The organism is Eubacterium sp. AM05-23, assembly GCF_003477535.1.
Classification (GTDB): Bacteria; Bacillota; Clostridia; order Eubacteriales; family Eubacteriaceae; genus Eubacterium; species Eubacterium maltosivorans.
Genome location: NZ_QUDF01000008.1, coordinates 52137 through 73692 on the forward strand (window position 1 = coordinate 52137; position 21556 = coordinate 73692).

Genomic DNA, 21556 nt, shown 5'->3' on the forward strand with positions numbered 1-21556 from the left:
CTCCTAAATTATAAACATAAAAATGCCAGTGCCACAAAGACTGCCGTAACAATCCAGAACACGGTGACCACCCGGGTCTCACTCCAGCCCTTCAGCTCGAAATGATGGTGAATCGGCGCCATTTTAAAGAAGCGCTTGCCGTGGGTCAGCTTGAAATAACCCACCTGTATCACGACCGATAAGGCCTCAATCACGTAGAGCAGGCCTGCGATCAGCACGAATATCTGCATCCGTGTAATGATGGCCATCACGATCACAGCGCCGCCCAGAGCCATGGAGCCCGTGTCGCCCATAAAAATCTCGGCCGGGTTTGAGTTATAGCGCAGGAAGCCAAGGCACGCGCCGATCACCGCGCCGCTGAAAACAGCGGTGCTGACCTGATTCAGCGCAACGGCCATGGCCAGGAAAAAGACGCAGACAATGGCAGTAACGCCAGAAGCGAGACCGTCAAGGCCGTCGGTCAGGTTGACCGCGTTGGTCACTGCCACGACAGCAAAAAAGGTAAAAGGAACATACCAGAACCCAAAATCCACAGTGGCGCCCATAAAGGGGACAACCAGCTCTGTGCCGATGGAAGGCGTCCACGCCGCGTAAAGGGCAATGGCCAGGGCCGCCACAAACTGAAGCACCAGTTTCTGCCAGGCGCGCAGTCCCAGATTATGCTTCTTCGAAACCTTGATAAAATCATCGATAAAGCCTATGGCCCCAAAGGCCACCATCACGATCAATGGAAAGAAGTCCCATTTTCTGGTAAATAAACTGATGATCATAACAGCGATGAGAACCGCGCCCTGGATGACAAGGCCGCCCATGGTGGGTGTGCCGGATTTTTTCATATGGCTTTGGGGACCCTCCTCACGGATGGCCTGCCCGAAGTGCAGCCGGTGCAGAATCGGCAGGACTCTGGGCATCGCGAGCCAGACAATGATAAACGCGGCTAATAAACTGACAATTGAAATTTTTAAAGTATCCATCTTTTCCTTGTTTCCTCTTCCTTTACTCCTGAATCATTTCCAGTGTTTTTTCCAGATGTACGCCCCTGGAGGCTTTGATGAGAATCACGTCTCCCGGCGCCATAAGCTTTCTCAGCAGTCTGCCGGCGCCCTCTGCGTCGGCAGACCAGAAGCAGCGCTCATCTGCCAAGCTGGCGCCTGCGCCTTTGATATAGGCTTTCGATTCCGGGCCGACCGCAATGAGCACATCGGCCTTTTCTGCCGCATAAGCGCCAATCTCGAGGTGGCCGGTCTCAGACATCTCGCCCATTTCCAGCATATCTCCGAGCACCGCGAGCCTGCGGCTGCCTTTTCCCATATCCCACAGCATATCAAGGGCTGCCTTCATGGCGTCGGGATTGGCGTTATAAGAGTCGTTGATCACCGTGGCCGCTTTTACCTTGACAATATCCATGCGGTTGCCGCTTGGTTTAAAGGCGTCGAGGCCGCGCTGGATTTCGTCATGGGTCATCTGATAATATCTGCCGAGCCAGATGGCGGTCAGGCAGTTGTAAACATTGTGAATGCCAGGGTAAGCAAAGTGGTAGTGTTCGCCGTCTGCCTCAAAGCGGATACCCTGGGCAGAGGACTCGACCTGTTCTGCCTTAAGCGACAGACCCGCGCCCCTGATCCCCACTCGGGCAACCGAGAAGGGCTCTTCATCCTCTCTGATCTTATTGAGATACACATCGTCCCCGTTGAGCAGCGCGATGTCGCCGGCGCCCATGGTCTCAAAGATCTCCTTCTTGGCCGCCAGGATGTTATCCTGGGTTTTCAGGATCTCGATATGGGCTGTGCCGATATTTGTGATAACACCGATATGCGGCCTGACCTCACCGATGGATTTTCGAATATCGTTCAGGTGGTCCATTCCCATCTCGATCACGGCGATTTCGTGCTCTGGCTGTAAATTAAAGAGAGTCTGGGGTATTCCATACTCGTTGTTAAAATTCCCCTGGGTTTTCAGGGTGTTGTATTTCTGAGACAGCACTGAGGCGATGAGGTCCTTGGTGGTGGTCTTCCCGCTGCTGCCGGTAACGGCGATGACCGGTATATCATAGCACTCCCGGTTGTACTTCGCCAGGGCCTTCATGGCTTCCAGGCAGGATTCGACCAGAACGATGTTGATCCCCTCTGGAAAATCCAGGACTTCTGTCTCTGTAAAGCTTGTTGAGCAGCCTTTTTCAGCCGCGGTTTCGATGAAACGGTGCCCATCTACCTTTTCACCCTTAATCGGGATAAAAAGATCATTTTTTTCAATTTTACGGCTATCGATGGCCGCGCCGGTGACCCAATCCGTTTTTCCTTTCTGGATAAGCCGGCCTTCTGTGATTTTCACCAATTGTTCAAGTGAAACTTTTTCCATATTTAAGTATCTTCTTTCTCTTGTTGTTTTGTCAAAGACAAACTGAAATTTTTACATACTTTCTTATTATAGCAAAACCACAGGCAAGGTTCCAACAATTTTATATTTTATTTACAAATTGACAAAAAGAAGCAAGAAAATCCTGCTTCTTCAATGATGATTTTAAGCTTAAACGCCACGACCGTACGAAACGGGCGGTCGTCGCTGAACAGCTAAAACCGCCGATGGATATTATGAGATGTGGCGCAATCAGGGTACTCTTACCTCTCAGCTTCGGCGGCTCCGTTGAGAATTGATTGTATTGTGGCGCAGCAGGTTATATTTAAATAAAGAATGTTTAACCTAAACAGACAGCTTTGATCTCTTTTAGCTAAAAGCAGCTGAACCGCTGCCCTTCAATTTTATGAGAAAGCAATGGATTTTTCACCCTTTCGCACCGCAGAGCGTAGCACTTTACCGAACTGCGCCTACGGTCTCATTACCGTACAATTATGTACAGATAACGCAGAGCCGTCGAAGCTGTGAGGTAAGAGTGCTGGGATTTGCGGCATCCTAAAAAAATCCATTGCTTGTCCCGCGCTACACCGTTGACCGTACGTTTCGTACGGTCGTCGCTGCCTTTACTTTATGCTTTAAGGCTTAAAAGTCACGCTGATCTCACTGCCCTTATCGACAACGGTTCCCGCCGCCAGGGACTGCTCGGTGGCAAAGCCGGAGCCGGTGACCTTAAGATTGAGGCCAAGGCCGGTAACAATCTCGTTGACAGACTGGATGGACATGCCATTCAGGTCTGGAACGGTGACTTTGTCACCATTTTCACTGCTCTGGGACCCAATTTCAAGCACCAGCTCTGTATTGGGGTCGTAGACACTCTGGGCCGGGAAGCTCTGGGAAATGACCGTATCTCCGTCACCCTTTACCTCCAGCTTATACTTGATGCCCTTTTCCTCCAGAATTTTAACGGCAAAATCCTTTTCCTGGCCGATCAGGTCCGGGATGGTAATGGAGTTCTGCTGAATCTGGGTGTCGCTGTCGGTCTGGCCGCCCATGTAGTCCAGAACCTGCTTCATCAGATTAATGGCTGTCGGCGCGGCGCTGGTGCCCCCAAAGGCGCTGGGGTCTGGCTCGTCAAGCACCATAAGGATTGAGTACCGCGGGTCCTCGACCGGCGCGTAGCAGAAAAAGGAGGTAACATAATAGGTGCTGTTGTAAGCGCCGTCCACAAATTTTTCGGCTGTACCGGTCTTGCCGCCAATGCTGTAGCCCTCTGCCAGATTGGCGAGGGTCGAGTTTTCAGCGACGACATTTTTCATGATGTTACGCATTTCCGCCGAGGTATCTGAGGAAATGATCTGCTTGGGGCCGTTCAGCTGATTATTGACATATTCCTGCTGGCTGCTCCCCTTTCCGATGATGGTCGGATTCATATAGTAACCGTTATTGACAACACAGTTCAGCGCTGAGAGCAGCTGAATAGGTGTGGTGGCAAGGCCCTGTCCAAAGGAGAAGGTGGCGTAGTCCAGAAGGTTGATCTCACCGTTTCCATCAAATGGGCGGTTGATGATCCCGGATTCCTCTCCCGGGAGCTCGATGCCAGTCTGCTTGCCAAAGCCAAAGTTGTAAACATATTGGTAAAACAGCGCCGGGTCCAGCTTCTGAATGATCTGAACCAGCCCCGGGTTACAGGAGTTGGCAATGGCTTCTGAAACTGTCTGTGTGCCGTGGGAGCCCGTACAGTTGACGGTTACGCCGTTAATATTGATGGAACCGCTGCAGTACACCTTGGTGTCCGGCGTCACCACGCCCTCCTCAAGAGCGCTGGACGCTGTTACGGCTTTAAAGGTAGAGCCAGGCTCATAAATAAAGCTGACTGCAGGGTTCTTCCACATCTCACTGAGCTGGTCAGCCTTGGATTTATCCTTAAGGTCGCCCGCATGCTTCGAACTGTAGTAGTCGCTGATGGAATAGGGATCGTTCAGATTATAATCCGGCTGGGTGGCCATGGCGATGATCTCGCCGGTTTTGGTATCCATGACAATGGCGGTGCCGCTTTTGGCCTTCCACTCCTCAACGGCAGACTTGAGTCCCCGCTCGGCCAGCATCTGAATATTGCTGTCGATGGTCAGCGTCAGGTCCTTGCCCTGGGTCGGTTTCTTGATGATTTTAGTCTGTGAAGGGATCTGGTTTCCCTGGGCATCCTTCTGGAAATAAATGATGCCATCGTCCCCCTTCAGCTGATCGTTGTAGGAGGATTCGACCCCGGTGAGCCCGGTGTGGTCCTGCCCGGTAAACCCTAAGACATAGGAGGCAAAATTGCCGTTGGTATAATAGCGGCGTTTATCCTCAATGAGCTCAATGCCATTGTAGCTCTTGGTCTCGCCCTTTTCATTTTTAATGGCCTGGTCCTCTTTAATCTCCCGGGCCAGGGTGTTGTCAACCTTGCCCTCGATGAGCACCGCACTGTTTTCCTTGCGGGTCAGCACCTCGTAGGCGTCGTCGTAGTCCATACCCAGCACGCTGACCAGCACCTGCGCGGCAGATTCGGGGTCTTTGACCTCATCGGGCACTGCGTAGACGGTGCCGTCCAGAAAGCTGACTCCCTCGGGGATGCCGGCCACGACCTTCTCGCCATCGCCTTTTTTAACCCCGTTTTTAACCTCGACCTTGTCATCCTCCGTCTTGTTGACCTTGTCCAGAACCTCCTGGTAATCAAGGTTCAGCTTCTCACTGAGTTCTCTTGCCAGTTTTTCCGGTTCCTTGACCTCCAACGGGATGACGTGGATAGCGGTGGCCGAGGAGTCCTGCACCAGGATACGCATGTTGCGGTCATAAATATTTCCCCGGGAGGCCTTTAACGGCACCTCCTCCACCAGCTGATCCACCTGACGCGAGTACTGGTCGGTGGAGTCGATAATCTGGAGATACATCAGCTTTATTACAAGTATTAAAAATGCAACTGCTAAAATAACAATTGCATAATACATACGGGATTGCTTTAAATTTTTCTTTTTTCTCTTACGCACTCTCATTGTCACCCTCGATTATTTAAAAATCGAACGGAGCCAACTGTCGCCCTGGGTGTCCGCTGACGCTCTCTGCGTGTTTTCCATGGTGGTTTCATAGACATACTGGCCGGCAGTGGGCGTGGTCATGCCGTAGCCCCTGGCAGTGGCCTCGATGCCGCTCAGGTCATCGGTGCTGGCCATGATCTGTCCGTTTTTACTGTCGTTGACTGCCTGCTTGTCCTCAAGCTCAGCCTGCATGGTGCGCACTTCCTCGTTCAGCTCTGAAATCATGGACTGCTGGAACAAAAGACCGATGCAGACCACAAAGATAAGCACTGCCGCGATCATCAGGTAGGATAAGGCGGTAAGCTCCTTGGCCTTGGCGCGGCCGCGGTGTTTTCGGCTGCCTGCCCTGGCGGCTTTTACGTTACTTTTAGCTTTTTTATGTGATTTTTTGCGGGTGCTGGCATGGCCCAGGCTTTCGCTGGCTGAAGCAGCATCCAAATTCATGGTATCAGAAATAACCCAACTGTTCTGCATGTTCTCCATTTTGATTTTGCTCCTTGTTCTATAGCTTTTCTGCAATTCTTAATTTAGCGCTTCTGGACCTGCGGTTGGCCTCGATCTCCTCCGCTGATGGAAGGATCGGTTTGCGCGTTATAATCTTGACTTCCGGTTTTTTCCCGCACACGCAGGTGGGGAACTCCGGCGGACAGGTGCAGGGGTTCTGCTTGTCCTTGAAAAAATGCTTGACGATCCGGTCCTCAAGGGAATGGAAGGTAATGATGCACATGCGCCCTCCGGGCTTCAGTGCTTCGATCCCCGCTGAAAAGGCATCCTCTAAAATGTCCAGCTCATGGTTGACCTCCAGGCGGATGGCCTGAAAGCTTTTGCGCGCCGGATGCTTCTCCTTGAAGCGCTCTTTAGCCGGGTAGGCGGCCTTGATGAGCTCGCTGAGCTCCAGGGTCGTCTCGATGGGCTTCGTTTCCCTTTCCTTTATAACGGCGTTTACAATACGGCCGGCAAAACGCTCCTCCCCATAGACCTGCAGCACCTTTTTCAGGCGCTCCGGCGGATAGGTGTTGACGACCTCATAGGCCGACAGCGCTGCCCCGCTGTCCATACGCATGTCCAGTGGGCCGTCGTGATGGTAAGAAAAACCCCGGGTTTCATCATCGAACTGAAAGGAGGAAACCCCCAGGTCGTAAATAATGCCGTCGATCTGTGAGACGCCGATCCGCTCGAGTACCTCTTTCAGATTGACAAAATTATTTTTGACAAACTGCTTGTGGCACGCGCAGGGCGCGAGGCGTTTGCCCGCATAGTCCAGAGCAAAATCGTCCTGGTCGATGCCGATCAGGGTTCCGTCTTTACTCAGGCGTTTGCAGATCAGCTCTGAATGGCCGCCGCCGCCCAGGGTACCGTCTACATAGGTACCGTCTGGCTTAATCATCAGCCCATCTACGGTTTCGTGCAAAAGCACCGTTGTGTGTGAAAATTCCAAAGGCTCCCTCCTTTCTGCTAAATTCCCAGCTCTGCCATTTTATCGGCAATATCGCTGACGTCCATATTGTTGTAGTTGTCCCAATTTTCTGTGTTCCAGATTTCAAGCCGGTTGGAAACGCCGATAATCTTGGTTTCCTTCTCCAGCTCCGCATGCTTTCTGAGCGTCGCGGGAATGGAGATACGCCCCTGCTTGTCCAGCGCGCACTCGGAGGCGCCGCTGAAAAAGAAACGTGTGAAATCCCGGGCGTCCTTATCCGAGATGGGCAGAGTTCTGAGCTTGTTCACAAAGATCTCCCACTCCTCGGTTGAAAAGACAAAAAGGCAGCAGTCAAGCCCCTTGGTGATGACAAAGTCCTTGCCCAGCGCCTCCCTGAATTTGGAGGGGATGATCAGACGGCCCTTGTCGTCAATATTATGCTCGTATTCGCCAAAGAACATACCAAACGCCACCCTTTCTTCCACTAATCTCCCACTTTATTGGGTTACTACTCCAATTCTCCCCACATTATACCACAATGCACCACCCAGGGACAAGTTATTACCACCAATCTTAAAAAATTAAATATTTACTTTTGCTCTTTATTTTAATGATTTTTGGGTATTACTTAAGCTGAAGTCCGTTTCAACCCACATTACCCCTTGTTCTGCGCGCTTTTTTAGTTTAATATAGTAGGGATCATTCAAATACTTTAACGCTATTAAATTGTAAGGAGTACGTGTATAAATGAGAGCAGTAGTTACGGTCATTGGTAAGGACCGCACAGGAATTATTTACAATGTGTCCAAAATTCTGGCAGAGAGCAACGCCAACATTGAGGACATCAGCCAAACGGTTATGCAGGACTTTTTCACCATGATCATGCTGGTGGATGTCACCAAAATGACCTGCGATTTCGCGCAGCTCAAGGAAGAGCTGGAAGCGCTCAGCAAGACCATCGGCATGTCGATCCGTATTCAGCATGAAGACATTTTTAATGCCATGCATTCCATTTAAGAGGTGATGCGCGATGGCAATGTTTAAAGATGTGCTTGAAACCGTCCGTATGATCGAGAAGGAAAATCTGGATATCCGTACCATTACCATGGGGATCTCTCTGATGGACTGCATCGACGCCGACGGCGAAAAAGCCCGCCGCAAAATTTATGACAAAATTACCCGAATGGCTGAACACCTGGTATCCCAGGGCGAACGCATCGAAACCGAGTTTGGCATTCCAATCGTCAACAAGCGCGTCTCGGTGACGCCCATTTCTCTGATTGCGGGGGCCAGCAATGACACGGACTATGTGGCCTACGCCGAAACCCTGGATAAAGCCGCCCACGAAATCGGCGTCAACTTTATCGGCGGGTTCTCCGCGCTGGTGCCCAAGGGCTTTACACGGGGGGACCTCAACCTGATCAACTCCATTCCCGAGGCGCTGGCCTGCACCGAGCGCGTCTGCTCCTCTGTCAACCTTGGCTCCACCAAAACTGGAATCAACATGGACGCGGTTAAAATGATGGGCGAGATTGTCAAACAGACGGCTTACCTCACACGCGACGAGGACTCCATCGGCTGCGCAAAGCTGGTGGTCTTCTGCAACGCGGTCGAGGACAACCCCTTCATGGCAGGCGCCTACCACGGCATCGGCCAGCCGGACACTGTGCTGCATGTGGGTGTCAGCGGACCGGGCGTTGTCAAAAAGGCGCTTGAAAAACACCAGAATGCCAGCTTTGACGAGATGGCTGAGATCATTAAAAAGACAGCCTTTAAGATCACCCGCGCCGGCCAGCTTGTGGGCACCACAGTCGCAGAGCGCCTGGGCGTTCCCTTTGGCATTCTGGATCTCTCTCTGGCTCCAACTCCCGAAATCGGCGACTCTGTTGCCCGTATTCTTGAGGAGATGGGACTGGAACACTGCGGCGCCCACGGAACCACCGCAGCGCTGGCCATGCTCAACGACGCGGTTAAGAAAGGCGGCATCATGGCCTCTACCTCCGTTGGCGGCCTGAGCGGCGCTTTTATTCCCGTCAGTGAGGACGAGGGCATGATCGAGGCAGCCTCCATCGGTGCGCTGTCCCTCGACAAGCTGGAAGCCATGACCTGTGTCTGCTCCGTCGGCCTCGACATGATCGCCATTCCGGGCGATACCCCTGCCGCGACCATCTCCGGCATCATCGCCGACGAGGCGGCCATTGGCATGATCAACGCCAAAACCACCGCTGTGCGCCTGATTCCAGTATACGGCAAGGGCCTTGGCGAGTCTGCCTCCTTTGGCGGGCTGCTGGGTACTGCGCCCATCATGGCAGTCAATCCCAACGACTGCTCGGTCTTTGTGAACCGCGGCGGCAAAATTCCCGCTCCGATCCACAGCTTTAAAAATTAAAAAAATTCGAATTCAAATTTAACGCCCGGCCTAAGATAAATGGCAAAATACAAGACGCAGCGCCGTTCATAACGAAAGCGCATCCAATATATGCAGCTGATTTTGAACGGTACCGCAGCGCGGCATTCTGGCATTTATCGGCGGCCGGCAAACAGGGGGAGAAAACATGGAAGATTTAAAAGTAGCAGTTTGTGTCTGTACAGAATGTGTCATGAAAGGCGCCATGGACATCATCGAATCCATCGAGAGCTTAAACGATGTGAAGGATGTCCTGGAGCTCTCACGCGGTATTTATATCGAAACGGTTAAATGTATCGGCGAAGCAAGGCATGGAATGAAATCCCCTATTGTTTCTGTCGGAGATGTTGTGATCGAAAAGGCAAATACTGAGACTGTTATGGCACAAATTCTTGAAATGACAAAATAATCAAGAAGGAAGTGAATTTGTAAATGAGAGGAATTTACACACCTGTGACCAAAATCCGTCGTCAGGTTTTTGCCGCCATTGCCAAAATGGCCTATGAGGGCGGCGATTACGCCAGTAGAGTGGAAGAAATCCCTTTTGAAATTATACCCGGAGAGGTCGCAAACTACCGGGACAGCGTTTTTAAGGAAAGGGCCATCATCGGGGAGCGCCTGCGTCTCGCCATTGGCCTGCCCTTATACCCGGTCGACCAGCCTTCTCCCATCTCCAGAGATGTGGAGGAGAGCGCCATCGCTGAAAAGGTCTATGATCCACCGCTGGTTAATGTTATTCCTTTTGCCTGCGACGCCTGTGAGCCCAAGGCTTTCATGGTGACGGACAACTGCCGGGGCTGCCTGGCGCACCCCTGCGTATCGGTCTGTCCGGTAAACGCAGTCTACATGAAGGACGGCAAATCCCATATCGATAAAGAAAAGTGCGTGCGGTGCGGCCGCTGCCGGGAGGCCTGCCCATACGAGGCCATTGTAAAATACGACCGGCCCTGCGCGGCTGCCTGCGGCGTCGACGCCATTGAGAGCGACGAGCTGGGACGGGCCAAAATCAATTACGACAAGTGTGTTTCCTGCGGTATGTGCCTGGTCAACTGTCCCTTTGGCGCCATCGCGGATAAAACCCAGATTTTTCAGCTGATCCACGCCATCAAGGAGGGCGATGAGGTCATTGCCGAGATTGCCCCGGCCTTTGTCGGCCAGTTTGGCCCCCTGGCAACACCGGAGAAGATTAAAGAGGCCATTAAGGAGCTGGGCTTTGCCGATGTGGTGGAGGTTGCCCTGGGCGCTGACCTGGGCGCGGTCGAAGAGGCCCACCACTATGTCAACAAAGTTGTTAAGGGTGATGATCCCTTTATCGGCACCTCCTGCTGCCCCTCCTGGTCTGTCATGGCCAAGACAAAATTCCCGGAGATCGCCCACTGCATTTCCGGCGAGCTGACCCCAATGGTGGCCACAGCCCGTATTATTAAAAAGGAACACCCCAAGTCCAGGATTGTCTTTATCGGCCCCTGCGCGGCCAAAAAGCTGGAGGCCTCCAGAAAAAGCGTGCGCAGCGACGTGGACTTTGTCATCACCTTCGAGGAGCTCATGGGCATGTTCGTGGCCAAGGGCATTGAATTCGGCGACCTCGGGGACGACGGCAAGCTGGACGACGCAACCGCGGCCGGCCGGGGTTATTCTGTGGCCGGGGGCGTCGCAGACGCCATCTGCAACGCGGTCCACGACCTCTACCCGGGCGTGGATGTAAAGATCGACCGCGCCGAGGGCCTGAGGGAATGCCAGAAAATGCTGAAGCTGGCCCAGGCTGGCAAGCGTGACGGCTACCTGTTGGAGGGCATGGCCTGCCCGGGCGGCTGTATCGGCGGCGCCGGCACACTCATGCCGATTAAGAAGGCCGTCACAGCGGTTACCAAGTTCCAGAAAGAGGCCGACGAAAAACTGGCGACCAAGAGCGCCTATATGTCTGAGCTGAATCTGATGGACGATAAAAAATAAGCGCTCTAGAGAGCATCTTTATAAAATATTTATACGATCCGCCAAGCCTTAACACCACCTTCACGTCAAACGTGATAAGCTATCCTTAAAGAAGGTGGAAACTATGGCAAATATCTTTTTACTCGTAATATTCATTTTTACTGGCATCGCGGGCTATTTCGCCGCCTCCCACATCGACAGCTTTATAAGAAAGCTGCGCACTTACGGGTGGCGCAGGCTGTGAAGTGATCACGTATCATTAAAAAGACGACCGTACGAAACAGGCGGCCGTCTTTTTTTGATACTCCCTCCCTGCTTTGGGTATAAACGAGACAGAAAGGCATTTATGCCGTTTACGATGAGGAGGAAAATAAAATGACCAAACACACCATTGCAGGCGAATTTGACAAAATAAAAAACAAGCTGCACCGCAAAGATAAAGCCGGGCATCCCAAGAAGCTGGATGTGGAGGATGTGATTTCGGAAGAAATTGATCTGAATTCAGAGGCAGCGGTAAACATCAGCGAGCACAACAGCCGCGAACACGCCAGCCATCCGTCCATTGACGATATGACCCGGTAAAACCACGATAAGCGGGCAGGCCTTTTGACCTGCCCGCTTTTTTATTCTCACTATCCAATAATACGCTTAACTTCCTCTACCATGGCCTTGCCAAGCAGCTCGTGCTGGTCTGCCTGAAGGTGGAGGCCGTCCTCATCGCTGCTTTTTACCACTGTTCCGGCGTCGAAGAACTCGACCCCGTAGGCTTCAGCCACACCCTTGTAGAACTGGGCGACATCCTTGGATTTTTCTTCGTTGCCTGCAAACATGTACTTGAACACGCCGTCTGCGATTGGCCCCAGCGGCGGCGGTCCTACCAACAGCACCTTGGGCTCGCCGGTATAGTCTCCGACCTGATGCAGGGCCTTATCCACCAGAATACCCACACCGTTGGCGATATCCTGGGGCGATACGGTATAGCGCACTTTGAGGTCATTGGTGCCCACAAAGATGATGATCATGTCAAAGGGCGCCTGGGCGTCCATGGTTGGAATGATCTGGTCCTTGCCGCAGCGGTATTCCTCGATGGGGTCGTCCCAAACTGTAGTACGGCCGTTAAGCCCGTCGGCAATGACCTTGTACCCGTCCCCCAGGCCGGCCTGCAGCACGCCCGGCCAGCGCACATCGTCATCCCAGCGCTCCAGCGGCTTGATCATGTCGTTTGAGGGCTTCCAGCCCCAGGTGTTTGAGTCTCCAAAAATCAAAACAGTCTTTTTCATTATATTACCTCCACTAAAATATATTTTAAGCCCGAAGGCTTATGAACCAATGGTCTGCCATAATGCCGGCTTGGTAACGGCCGCGGCCAGGGCGCCATTATCCAGGGCTGCTGTCACCAGCGCTTCCTCCATGCCCAGCCCGCCTGCCAGAAGCGGCACCCGTATCTGGCGCAGAATGGCCTCGTAGATGCTGCCCGGTATGGTCATGGGCATGACCAGTCCCGCGTCGGGCCGGCTCTCATTAATGCTCTGGATGCCTGTGGCCAGGGCGTTGGTATCAATGAGGAACAGCCCCAGAATCGAGAGCATTTCCTCCTCCTTTATCCACCGCACACACTGGGGCTTCATGGTGACCACTGCGTCCGCCCCCAGCCTTGACAGAAAATCGATGCTGGTGCGGTCCCGGGCCAGCCCCTTGATGGAATCCTGATGCACCACCGCTTTGCGCCCGTACTGGTGAATGAGCCTGATGATTTTTGGCAGGGTGTTAATATCTCCCAGCTTGAGCATAACGCAGGGCAGGCTGGTCTTTGTGAGCACACACTTCAGCCCCTCTGCCGAATTGACCGACGGGATGATCCGCGTGCCGGCGAGCAGCAGCTCCAGTTTAGACGTTTCCAAAGAAATCCCTCCTGATTTTAGGTATAAAAAATCCGTATCATACCTCATCGCACAACAAATAAACGTTACACTGTGTAACAAGGTATAATACGGACAACTCTTAGACTCAAGTCCCTAAATGAATGATTAATTGTTTACATTATATGCTAAACCTTTTCAGTTGTCAAGCTTTAAATTAGAGAAGCCGTAGAGGGGCAGATTTGCACCTGAACTTTCCACTATCCACTTTCAACTTTCAACTGAACAGTCCTCTCTTTAACGCTCTGCCTGTTCATGATATCCTTTGTCTGCACTCTGAGACGGCCGCCCGTTTCGTACGGTCGTCTCTTTCTTAATCGTTCCAGCCAAGAATGTGGATGAGCCTCAGATCAGAATAGGCGTAGGCACTGGCCGGGTAATTGATCCGGTCGGTGGTGTTGGAGTTGATCAGGTAATCCTTGACGCTGCCATCAACGTCTTTCACCACATCGGTGATGATCACAGAATGGTTCCACTCGCCGTCCACGCCGTACTGGAGGATATCCCCGGCCTGTCCTGTGTAAAGATTGGCGGTGGTATCCGCTGCCAGGCCATAGCCGGTGTTACCTTCGGCATAGTCATAGAATTCCTCAACCCCTGCCCAGGAGCCGGAGCGGCCGCTTGCTGTCTGGCGGGTATTAACGGAATCACCATACCATTTCCACTGCTCCTCCCCCTCGGTATCCATGGGGATACCGCCCGCGTACAGGCACTGTGAGATATAGTTATTGCAGTTGCCGCCGTATTCGTCATAGCGTCCCCAGGCGTCGTTTCGGATAACGGACAGCGGGTCCACCCAGTCCATGGCGTAGGCCACAGCGGCAGTCCGGTCATAGTCATGGCCGCACAGGGCAGCGGGCTCACTGCTGGCCGCAGCCTCGCTTTTTGCCTGGCTTAACGCGTCAATATCCTGCCGCGCCTGATCCAGCAGCTCTGATTTGATCTGGTCCAGAATCTGGCTGGACTGAGCGTGTACCGCGCCCTGGCTTTCCTCGTCATAGAGCTCCTCGATGAGCAGATAGCCGTCCTCCTCCTTTTGGTGCTCAATGATCCGGCAGTTGTTTCCATCCCGGCGGATCACAAAGCTATGCTCAATGCCGGAGCTGTAGGAATCAACCCCGTCGGTAAAGCTGAAGCACACCGTATGGTCCTCCTCCAGCGTCACCTCCAGATCGCCGTTTTCCAGCGTCTGGGCTCCGGTATAGGTCACGCCGCAGCTATAGCCCGTAAGCCGCAGGTCATTATCCTGGAGAGACCGCACCCCCACCAGAAAGGACAGGGCTGTCTGGTCGATGGCGGCGCTGACAGCCCCCTGGCTGTCGGACAGGTCAAAATACTGGGTCACGTCCTGCTCGCTGAGGTCTGCCAGAGCGCCAAACCAGGTGTCCAGATAATCCCTGATGGTGTCCTCCTCGCCGCTGTCGATGCCATAGGCGGTTCGGCTGTTGCGCACAACCACCTTCTTTTTATCCTCCGAGCTGTCTGTGGCGGCCTCCTCGACCGGCGCCTCAACGCTGCGCCCCGCGGCCAAAGCCCTTGTCACATGGCGCACAGCCGCAGAGCCCGCCACGATGAACACTGCCATCAGCGCCACCAGCGCTGCCGCCTGCCGCCTCTTTCTGTTCTTTCTTCTGGTCTGTCTTGTATCTGGTCGTCTTTTCATTTATCAATTTCCGATCCTTCCTCAAAGATAGTTTACATTATAGACGACTTTTGTGACAGTTTCGTGACAATTATGTGACGTAATAAAAAAAAGATGATGAATGGTTTCATCATCTTCCTTTAATCGTTCCAGCCCAGCACGTGTATAAGCCTGAAATCATAGTAGGCATACGCGCTGGCCGGATAGCTGATTCTGTCGGTTGTGTTGGAATTGATCAGATAGTCCTGAACCCTGCCATCCTCGCCGTAGATCACATCGGTGACGATCACGGAGTGCCGCCATTCCCCGGTGGCGCCGTACTGCAGGACATCTCCGGGTTCTCCGGCGTACAGGTTTGGATGAACATCTGCCACCAGGCCAAAGCCGCTGTTGTTCTCGGCGTAGTTATAGAACTCCTCGACCCCTGCCCATGCCGGCGACCGGCCGCTTGGCTGGTTCCAGGTATCCACCTCATCGTCAAACCATTTCCATTGGGCATAGCCGTCCCAATCCATGGGGATGCCTCCCGCGTAAAGGCACTGCGAGATAAAATTATTGCAGTTGCCGCCGTAGCCGTCGTAAAGAAACCAGTCCGGGTTGCGCTTTACGGTGAGCGGGTCGACCCACTCCATGGCGTAGGCCACTGCCGCGCTCCGGTCATAGGGATGGGCGTGGGGCTTGTCGGCCGCCTTACTGTCTGCCGCTGTGTCACGCTGGGCGTTCTGGTAATCGATGGCCGCCCTGGCGCTTTCGAGCAGCGAGGACTTGATCTGGTCCAGAACCTCTTTGACATTGGCGGGGTCTGCGCCGCCGGTTTCCTTCTCATAGCATTCCTCAATGAGCAGGTAGCCGTCCTCCTCCTTTTCGTGGGCCACAATGCGGTAAGCATCGCCGTCTTTGCGAAGTGTAAAGAGATGCCGGATACCGGTGCTGCAGGCATCGACCTCCGGAATAAAGGCAAAATTGACGACCTGGTCCTCTAACACCTCGATCTGCACGCTGCCGTCTGGCTGCGGCACTGCATTAACATAGGTAACGCTGCTGCTGCAGGCGTCCATTTTAAGGTCGTTTGGCTGCAGCGCTCTCACCCCGATCAGGTAGGAAAGCGCGGTCTGGTCGATGGCCGCGGCCCTGGCGGCCTGTGGGTCCGCGAGGTCCTGTTCTTCCAGGGAGGCCACACTATCAAAATACAGGGACATATAGCTCAGAATGCAGTCCTCTGCCGCGGTGTCAAGGCCAAAGGACTGGATATCGTTCCGGGCCGTTACGGTGATTTCATGGGCTTCTGTCAATCCCTCCAGGTCTCTGAAGCTTCTGGACCAGTTTTCATAGGCCAGGGCTCCGCCGGATACAAAATCGTAGGCTGCCAGCCCCTCCAGGAAAACAATGGCCAGAATCAGAATGGTCAGAACCAGCTTGCTGCATGGCTGCACTGTTTGCTTTTTATCACTCATTCTGTTCTCCATTTGAAGGTATTCGCTTCATTATATCATTTTTGGAGCCGTCTGTGTGATAAAATTTCACTCAATTCCATCAAGAATCTGTATTAAGGGCTTCCTCCAGGCGTGCCAGCATAATCTGGCTGGTGCGGATAAAGTCCTCCCGCTCCTCCCGCGTCATTGCACCCAGGGCCTTTTCCTCAAAGGTGCCCAGATCCTTTAGCAGCCGGCCCGCATACTCTGTGCCTGTCCTGGTAAAGACGATACGCTTGTTGCGCTTATCCGAGGGGTCGGCCTTTTTCTCAACGATTCCTTTTTTGGTCAGCGCCTCTAAAATAGTGTTGACGGTCTGCTTTGGCAGCATCAGCTTCTCACAGATCAGCCGTTGGTTACAGCGCTCCGGATACGCGTCCACTGTGTAGATCACAAACAGGGTATTGACTGTAATGCCCTGCTGTTTGGCCCATTTCTCGTACAGTGCGTTGCAGCTGAACCAGAAATCATAATAAGCGCTTAAGGTATCATGAATGCTATCCGGCATACTCTGCCTCCCTGCTCCTGAGCGTGCTTCTGTGCAGCCCCCATAAAACCATGAGCACTGCCATGATCAGCGCCTGGGCGCCCGGGAGCGCCATCCACACTCCCTTGAGGCCAAAAAGCCTGGGCAGGATAAAGATGCACAGCGGCGTGAACAACACCGGGTCCAGATAGACCAGCAGGGTAGAGTACAGGGTCTCGCCGCAGGCATAAAAATAGGAGGTGAACAGCTTGCCCAGGCCCATCATCGGGAATGCCAGCCCCAGAATGGGCAGGGCCGACCGGATGATCTCAGCAGTCTGGGCCGAGGTGCCAAAAAAGCCGGGCAGCAGGTCCACCGCCGGCACACAGGCGATCAGGAACAGCGCTGAAAAGACGAGTACTGTCATCAGACCCTTGTTTTTCAGCCGTTTCATGGCCCCGTAATCCCCCGCGCCGCTGGCGTAGCTGATCAGCGGCTGCATCCCCTCTCCCACGCCCTCCAGCAGCAGAAGCACTGAGCCGATAAAGTAATTGATGACCGCGTATGCCGAGACGGCCAGATCGCCGCCGTAGGCCAGGCACTGCAGATTATTGTAGATGGTGATCACCGACGGCATGAGCGACAGGCCAAAGGGTGACACGCCAATCTTCAGCATCCTGGCCATCATGCGCTTCTGCAGACGGAAATGGCTCCTGCGGACAGGGTGTGCACGATCTTTGAAAAGACAGGCCAGGCTCCCAGCCACTGTCAGCGACTGGGCGGTGATGGTGGCCAGTGCCGCGCCAGCCAGCCCCATGGGGATTATCATGGTAAAGCAGGCGTCCAGAATAATATTGCAGACAAGGCCAGTGCCCATGATCATCATGGCCTGAATGGTCTTGTGGCTGTTCCGGATCATGGGGATCAGGCCCGAGGCCAGTATCTGCATGCTGCCGCCGATGGAAATAATCCGGATATAGGCCATGGCCGCGTCGTACACCTCGCCCCTTGCCCCCAGGGCGTATACAAGCGCCGGATTCATAACGACCAGCAACAGGGTGAGCAGTGCACTGGCAGCCGCCAGCAGCATCAGGGTGTTGGCCCGAGCCGCGTTGGCGTTTTCATCACACCCTGCGCCCCGCGCCGTGGACATCAGCACTGAGCCGCCCACCCCGATGCCCATGCCCAGGGCGATGAGCACCGCTGTAATAGGCCATACGAGGCCGATGCCTGCCAGGCCCACATCTCCCACCGCATGTCCCACAAAAAAGCCGTCTACAATGGTGTAAAGCCCATTTAAAAACATGGTAAACATGGAGGGCAGGACAAATTTAAAAAACTTTTTATCAATCGCTTGCGCTTTCATTTTTCACCTCATCAAATTAGTCCGGATTCGGACTAATAAATTTTAACACAGGCTTAAAGAAAACGCAAACCAAAGTTTCGACTGGCCTTTTTGCCAAAAGCGTGTTATAATCATTTAAACAAAATAATTAGCACGCAAAGGAGTTGACCGTCATGCGCTATGAAGGACGTGTATTCCGGCCGCCCAGCGAGGCATACAGCCTGATCATTCAGGCCACCGTGGGGTGCAGCCATAACAAATGCCGTTTCTGCGATATGTATAAAGAAAAAAGCTTTCATGTCCGGACTCTGGAGGAAGTCGTTGAGGATCTGAGGCAGGCCCGTGAGGCCTACGGCCCTGTGGGCAGGATCTTCCTGGCCGACGGGGACGCCCTGGTCCGCCGTTTTTCAGATCTGGAGGCCATCCTGTGCGCCATTCAGGAAATCTTTCCGGAGTGCTGCCGGGTCACCAGCTACGGCTCGCCCAGAAGCATCCTGATCAAAACACCGGAGCAGCTTAGAAGGCTCAGAGCCCTGGGGCTTAAGATGATCTATATGGGCCTGGAATCGGGCAGCGACGCCATTCTCTCCCATGTGAATAAGGGCGAGACTGCCAGCGAGATCATAAAAGCCGGCCAGATGGTGCGCGAGGCCGGCATGAAGCTGTCGGTCACGGCTATCTCCGGCCTCGGGGGCAAAGCCCACTGGCAGGAGCACGCTGTCAAAACAGCCGAAGCCCTGAACGCCATGAATCCCGAGTACATTGGCCTGCTCACCTTCCGCCTGGAGGGGCAGGCGCCCATGATCGCCGAGGTCGAGCGCGGTGATTTCCAGATGCTCACCCCCATCGAGGTCGCCCAAGAGACCCTGCTGATGCTGGAGCATCTGGACAGCCCCGGCTCGGTGTTCCGTTCCAACCACATCTCGAACTATATCAGCCTGGCTGGTACCCTGAACCAGGACAAGCCCCGGATGCTCGCCGAGCTTCACGAGGCACTGGGAGGACACGTGGCCTTTAAGAGCGAGGAAATGCGCAACTGGGACCTTAATTTTCATTAACACAAAAAAGACTGTTCATTTTTTTGAACAGTCTCAGAGTGTAGACAAAGACAAAATGTAGTTACAAAGTTAAAGCAAGAGGCGACTTCAATGGAGAATTGAGAATGCAGAATGGAGAATTAGAGGAACAAAATGCTGCGCATTTTGATTGGATTTTCGGCCAAAGACCGCTGTTTCAATCGTTTTTTCGGCAGAAAAAGGGCTCAATCATTCTCCATTCTCAATTCTACATTCTCCATTAAACAACCCTCACTTTAACGTTTCATCTCCTTATGATAACATTTGTCTACACTTTAAAAAAGACTGTTCGTTTTTGAGCAGTCTTTTTATATGCTCTGATTTTATTTTGAAATAAACGACATTTGTGTCATTTATACACACTTTTCAGAAAAGCCTTGTGTTTAAAGCGATTTTTAAAATACAAAGCGATTTCTTTCTTCGTGTTCTTAAATCTCAACATGGATGTAGCCATGGGCATAATAAGGCAGGACGTTTAAACCCACATCCTTTGCCGCCCCGGCCAGCTCTCCCACCGCCACACCGGGACAATAGAGATCTGCCGCGCAGCCCCGCATGTGGAAGGACCACGCCACACCGCCCACCTCCGTGTTGCGCGCCTCGCAGCGCACGCCGGAGGTAATGATGACAGGACGCCCAAAATAGCACCGGAGCGCCTCGATCTTCTCTAAAAGCTCTGGCCGCATTTCACAGGGCCAGCCGCCGCAGTAGCCCGCGCAGTCACACCGGTATTCCTCCATGGCGAAGTGGTCGGTGGCCATGAGTACTGGCGTTTCAACCTCTGGCACTTCCTCCGGTACCCCGGCCGGTACTTCCGGCTCAGCGGGCAGCTCCTGCTCTGGCTCCCCCACTGCCTGCTCCGCTGTCGGCACAGGCTCCTCCTCCGCCCTAAGGCTCAGACCTATGAGAAAGACACAGGAAACGAGGAGGAGGACTGAGAGGATTAATCTTTGACTGATGGTTTTATAAATGTTTTTCATGGTTTCTCCCTTCCACTTTCAACCTTCCACATAAAAAAGGGGCCTTTCGCCCCTTTTTTTAAGCTGTTTCCTCAATGGCCACCTCGGTTTTGGTGGTGTCGACCTTCACCGCGCCCACCACCTTGGCCAGGGCGAAGCCGTCGGGCTCGAAGGCTCCCTGATCCACAATGGCCTGGGCCCCGGTCTTGATCTCGGCGTCGGTAATACCCTCCTTGTAATCCGGGATGGTGATCTTGTGGTCCTTCCCGTCTGTACGCTGGAATGTGATGGTTAAATCCTTGTTGGTTGTTGGCATTTTAAAATTTCCTCCTGTTTTTTAATTTTGTGCTCTTGTCTGCGGCACGACGAGGGCGTCGTGCCCTACGTTTTTTAATGGAAGGTTGAAAGTTGAAGGTGGAAGGTTAAGGGCCAAATTCGCATAGCGAATTTGATCTAAATCAAATCAGCAAAGCTGATTTGCACCAGAACTTTCCACTTTCCACCTTCAACCTTCCCCCCCCATTAATTGCTGCTATTTTCCCATTACGCTACTTCAATTAACTCTTCCGCCGTCACCTTTACCTGCTTTTCCCGGATGGGCTCCTGCATGCCGGTGATGGCCTTGGCGGTGGCCATAAAGGCCTCGTCGGTCACGTTCTCCTTGATGTCGCCGTAGGTTTTTGAGGACTTGACGATTTTTCCGTTCTCCTCGCCATGATTGACGGTGATCTTCATCCCTACGGATTCGGTGTTTTTCTGAATGGTTGCCATTTTTCTTACCTCCTGTATTTGCGTTTTGGCATCGCTGCCTTACACTAATACAATCCGGTTTTAGCTTAAATTTTAACCCCCTGCTTAAAAAAATTTAAAAACACTGGTCATAAATGCCGCTTCATTGCTGCCAGGGCCCGTTTGTGGGTCTGGGTGACGGCGGCCGGGCTCACCCCCTTTTGCGCCGCCAGCTGGGAGAGGGTGCCCTTTCCAAGATACTGCCACTGCAGCACCTCCCGCTGTCCGGGCGAAAGCTTTTTGAGGGCACGCAGACACGCTTTTCTCTGCTCCGACGCCACACAGGCGCCCTCGACATCCGCCCGCTCATCCAGAATCAGCTCGATGAGCGCCACAGCTCCGTCTTCGCCCTCCACCGGCATGTCCAGAGACACCGCGCCTGTCACTGAGGTGCTAAACCGGCCCTCCCGCCGCTTTAGAAAATAGTTGACCAGCCGCCCCCGCATAAAGGTCTGGAAGTAGACGCCGGCCTCCAGTGCAAAATCCCGGACACCCTCCATAAACACCACGCAGGCCTCCTGATACGCGTCCTCGAGCGCCCCCCGGTCATAGACATAGCGGCCGACCACCGACCAGAGCAAGGGCTTAAAGGCCAGCAGCAGCGTCTCTAAAGCGGCCTTGTCCCCCTGCTGGCCCCGCCGGACCAGCTCGTCCAGATACGTGTAATCCAAGGTTGTTTTTCCTTTTTGCAAATAAAGCCCCC

General features: G+C 53.4%; 22 protein-coding genes. 6 read left to right on the plus strand and 16 right to left on the minus strand.

The annotated features are described in order from the left end of the window. Positions 1–8: 8 nt before the first annotated feature. The 6 genes from mraY to mraZ form a co-directional block, all read right to left on the minus strand. On the minus strand, positions 9–974 hold the full coding sequence (gene mraY, locus DW091_RS12465) for a phospho-N-acetylmuramoyl-pentapeptide-transferase (protein ID WP_118518281.1): 966 nt from the start codon (positions 972–974) through the stop codon (positions 9–11). Between the two features lie 22 nt (positions 975–996). After that, on the minus strand, positions 997–2358 hold the full coding sequence (murF, locus tag DW091_RS12470; protein ID WP_118518282.1) for a UDP-N-acetylmuramoyl-tripeptide--D-alanyl-D-alanine ligase: 1362 nt from the start codon (positions 2356–2358) through the stop codon (positions 997–999). A gap of 632 nt (positions 2359–2990) precedes the next feature. Further along, on the minus strand, positions 2991–5342 hold the full coding sequence (locus DW091_RS12475) for a penicillin-binding transpeptidase domain-containing protein (protein ID WP_224168795.1): 2352 nt from the start codon (positions 5340–5342) through the stop codon (positions 2991–2993). A gap of 57 nt (positions 5343–5399) precedes the next feature. Beyond that, positions 5400–5912, minus strand: a complete 513-nt coding sequence (locus tag DW091_RS12480; protein ID WP_074617299.1) for a hypothetical protein — start codon at positions 5910–5912, stop codon at positions 5400–5402. A 19-nt stretch (positions 5913–5931) separates the two neighbouring features. Next, the gene (rsmH, locus tag DW091_RS12485) at positions 5932–6867 is read right to left on the minus strand and encodes a 16S rRNA (cytosine(1402)-N(4))-methyltransferase RsmH (protein ID WP_118518283.1); all 936 of its coding nucleotides are present in this window, start codon (positions 6865–6867) and stop codon (positions 5932–5934) included. 17 nt (positions 6868–6884) lie between these two features. Continuing rightward, entirely contained in the window at positions 6885–7307 is a 423-nt protein-coding gene (gene mraZ, locus DW091_RS12490) for a division/cell wall cluster transcriptional repressor MraZ (RefSeq protein ID WP_058694239.1), read from the minus strand. Between the two features lie 286 nt (positions 7308–7593). Here mraZ and DW091_RS12495 point away from each other — a divergent pair, with 286 nt between their 5' ends. From DW091_RS12495 to DW091_RS12515, 5 genes are all read left to right on the plus strand, one after another. Beyond that, positions 7594–7863 (plus strand): ACT domain-containing protein, encoded by a 270-nt coding sequence (locus DW091_RS12495; protein WP_013380838.1) that lies wholly within the window; start codon positions 7594–7596, stop codon positions 7861–7863. 13 nt (positions 7864–7876) lie between these two features. After that, positions 7877–9235 (plus strand): PFL family protein, encoded by a 1359-nt coding sequence (locus DW091_RS12500; protein ID WP_074617298.1) that lies wholly within the window; start codon positions 7877–7879, stop codon positions 9233–9235. Between the two features lie 166 nt (positions 9236–9401). After that, the gene (locus DW091_RS12505; RefSeq protein ID WP_058694237.1) at positions 9402–9662 is read left to right on the plus strand and encodes an NAD(P)H-dependent oxidoreductase subunit E; all 261 of its coding nucleotides are present in this window, start codon (positions 9402–9404) and stop codon (positions 9660–9662) included. A gap of 23 nt (positions 9663–9685) precedes the next feature. Beyond that, on the plus strand, positions 9686–11206 hold the full coding sequence (locus DW091_RS12510) for a 4Fe-4S dicluster domain-containing protein (protein ID WP_058694236.1): 1521 nt from the start codon (positions 9686–9688) through the stop codon (positions 11204–11206). A 354-nt stretch (positions 11207–11560) separates the two neighbouring features. Next, positions 11561–11767: a hypothetical protein gene (locus tag DW091_RS12515; RefSeq protein ID WP_074617297.1), complete on the plus strand. Its 207-nt coding sequence runs from the start codon at positions 11561–11563 to the stop codon at positions 11765–11767. A 50-nt stretch (positions 11768–11817) separates the two neighbouring features. Here the strand turns inward: DW091_RS12515 and DW091_RS12520 are convergent, their stop codons facing one another. The 6 genes from DW091_RS12520 to DW091_RS12545 all read right to left on the minus strand — a co-directional run bounded on the left by DW091_RS12520 (position 11818) and on the right by DW091_RS12545 (position 18050). Then, positions 11818–12465, minus strand: coding sequence for an SGNH/GDSL hydrolase family protein (locus DW091_RS12520; protein WP_058694234.1), 648 nt, complete (start codon positions 12463–12465; stop codon positions 11818–11820). Positions 12466–12504: 39 nt separating this feature from the next. Further along, on the minus strand, positions 12505–13086 hold the full coding sequence (locus DW091_RS12525; RefSeq protein WP_074617296.1) for a glycerol-3-phosphate responsive antiterminator: 582 nt from the start codon (positions 13084–13086) through the stop codon (positions 12505–12507). A gap of 331 nt (positions 13087–13417) precedes the next feature. Then, a complete protein-coding gene (locus tag DW091_RS12530; RefSeq protein ID WP_118518285.1) occupies positions 13418–14767 on the minus strand; it encodes an amidase domain-containing protein in 1350 nt (449 codons plus the stop codon). A 119-nt stretch (positions 14768–14886) separates the two neighbouring features. After that, complete coding sequence (locus DW091_RS12535; protein WP_158577889.1) at positions 14887–16200, minus strand: amidase domain-containing protein; 1314 nt, start codon at positions 16198–16200, stop codon at positions 14887–14889. A 79-nt stretch (positions 16201–16279) separates the two neighbouring features. Beyond that, positions 16280–16726 (minus strand): MarR family transcriptional regulator, encoded by a 447-nt coding sequence (locus DW091_RS12540; protein WP_118518287.1) that lies wholly within the window; start codon positions 16724–16726, stop codon positions 16280–16282. After that, positions 16716–18050 carry an MATE family efflux transporter gene (locus tag DW091_RS12545; protein WP_096919664.1) on the minus strand — a complete coding sequence of 445 codons (1335 nt, stop codon included), beginning with the start codon at positions 18048–18050 and terminating at the stop codon, positions 16716–16718. Before DW091_RS12545 ends, DW091_RS12540 begins: the two co-directional genes overlap by 11 nt. A 152-nt stretch (positions 18051–18202) precedes the next feature. Between DW091_RS12545 and DW091_RS12550 the strand changes: the two genes are divergently transcribed. Next, a complete protein-coding gene (locus DW091_RS12550; protein ID WP_118518288.1) occupies positions 18203–19087 on the plus strand; it encodes a radical SAM protein in 885 nt (294 codons plus the stop codon). Positions 19088–19533: 446 nt separating this feature from the next. Here DW091_RS12550 and DW091_RS12555 read toward each other — a convergent pair whose 3' ends face one another. The 4 genes from DW091_RS12555 to DW091_RS12570 form a co-directional block, all read right to left on the minus strand. Beyond that, on the minus strand, positions 19534–20085 hold the full coding sequence (locus DW091_RS12555; RefSeq protein WP_118518289.1) for a D-Ala-D-Ala carboxypeptidase family metallohydrolase: 552 nt from the start codon (positions 20083–20085) through the stop codon (positions 19534–19536). Positions 20086–20143: 58 nt separating this feature from the next. Further along, entirely contained in the window at positions 20144–20380 is a 237-nt protein-coding gene (locus tag DW091_RS12560; protein WP_118518290.1) for a DUF2922 domain-containing protein, read from the minus strand. Positions 20381–20607: 227 nt separating this feature from the next. Beyond that, on the minus strand, positions 20608–20835 hold the full coding sequence (locus DW091_RS12565; protein WP_118518291.1) for a DUF1659 domain-containing protein: 228 nt from the start codon (positions 20833–20835) through the stop codon (positions 20608–20610). Between the two features lie 107 nt (positions 20836–20942). After that, positions 20943–21524: a sigma-70 family RNA polymerase sigma factor gene (locus DW091_RS12570; protein WP_158577890.1), complete on the minus strand. Its 582-nt coding sequence runs from the start codon at positions 21522–21524 to the stop codon at positions 20943–20945. Positions 21525–21556: the final 32 nt, after the last annotated feature.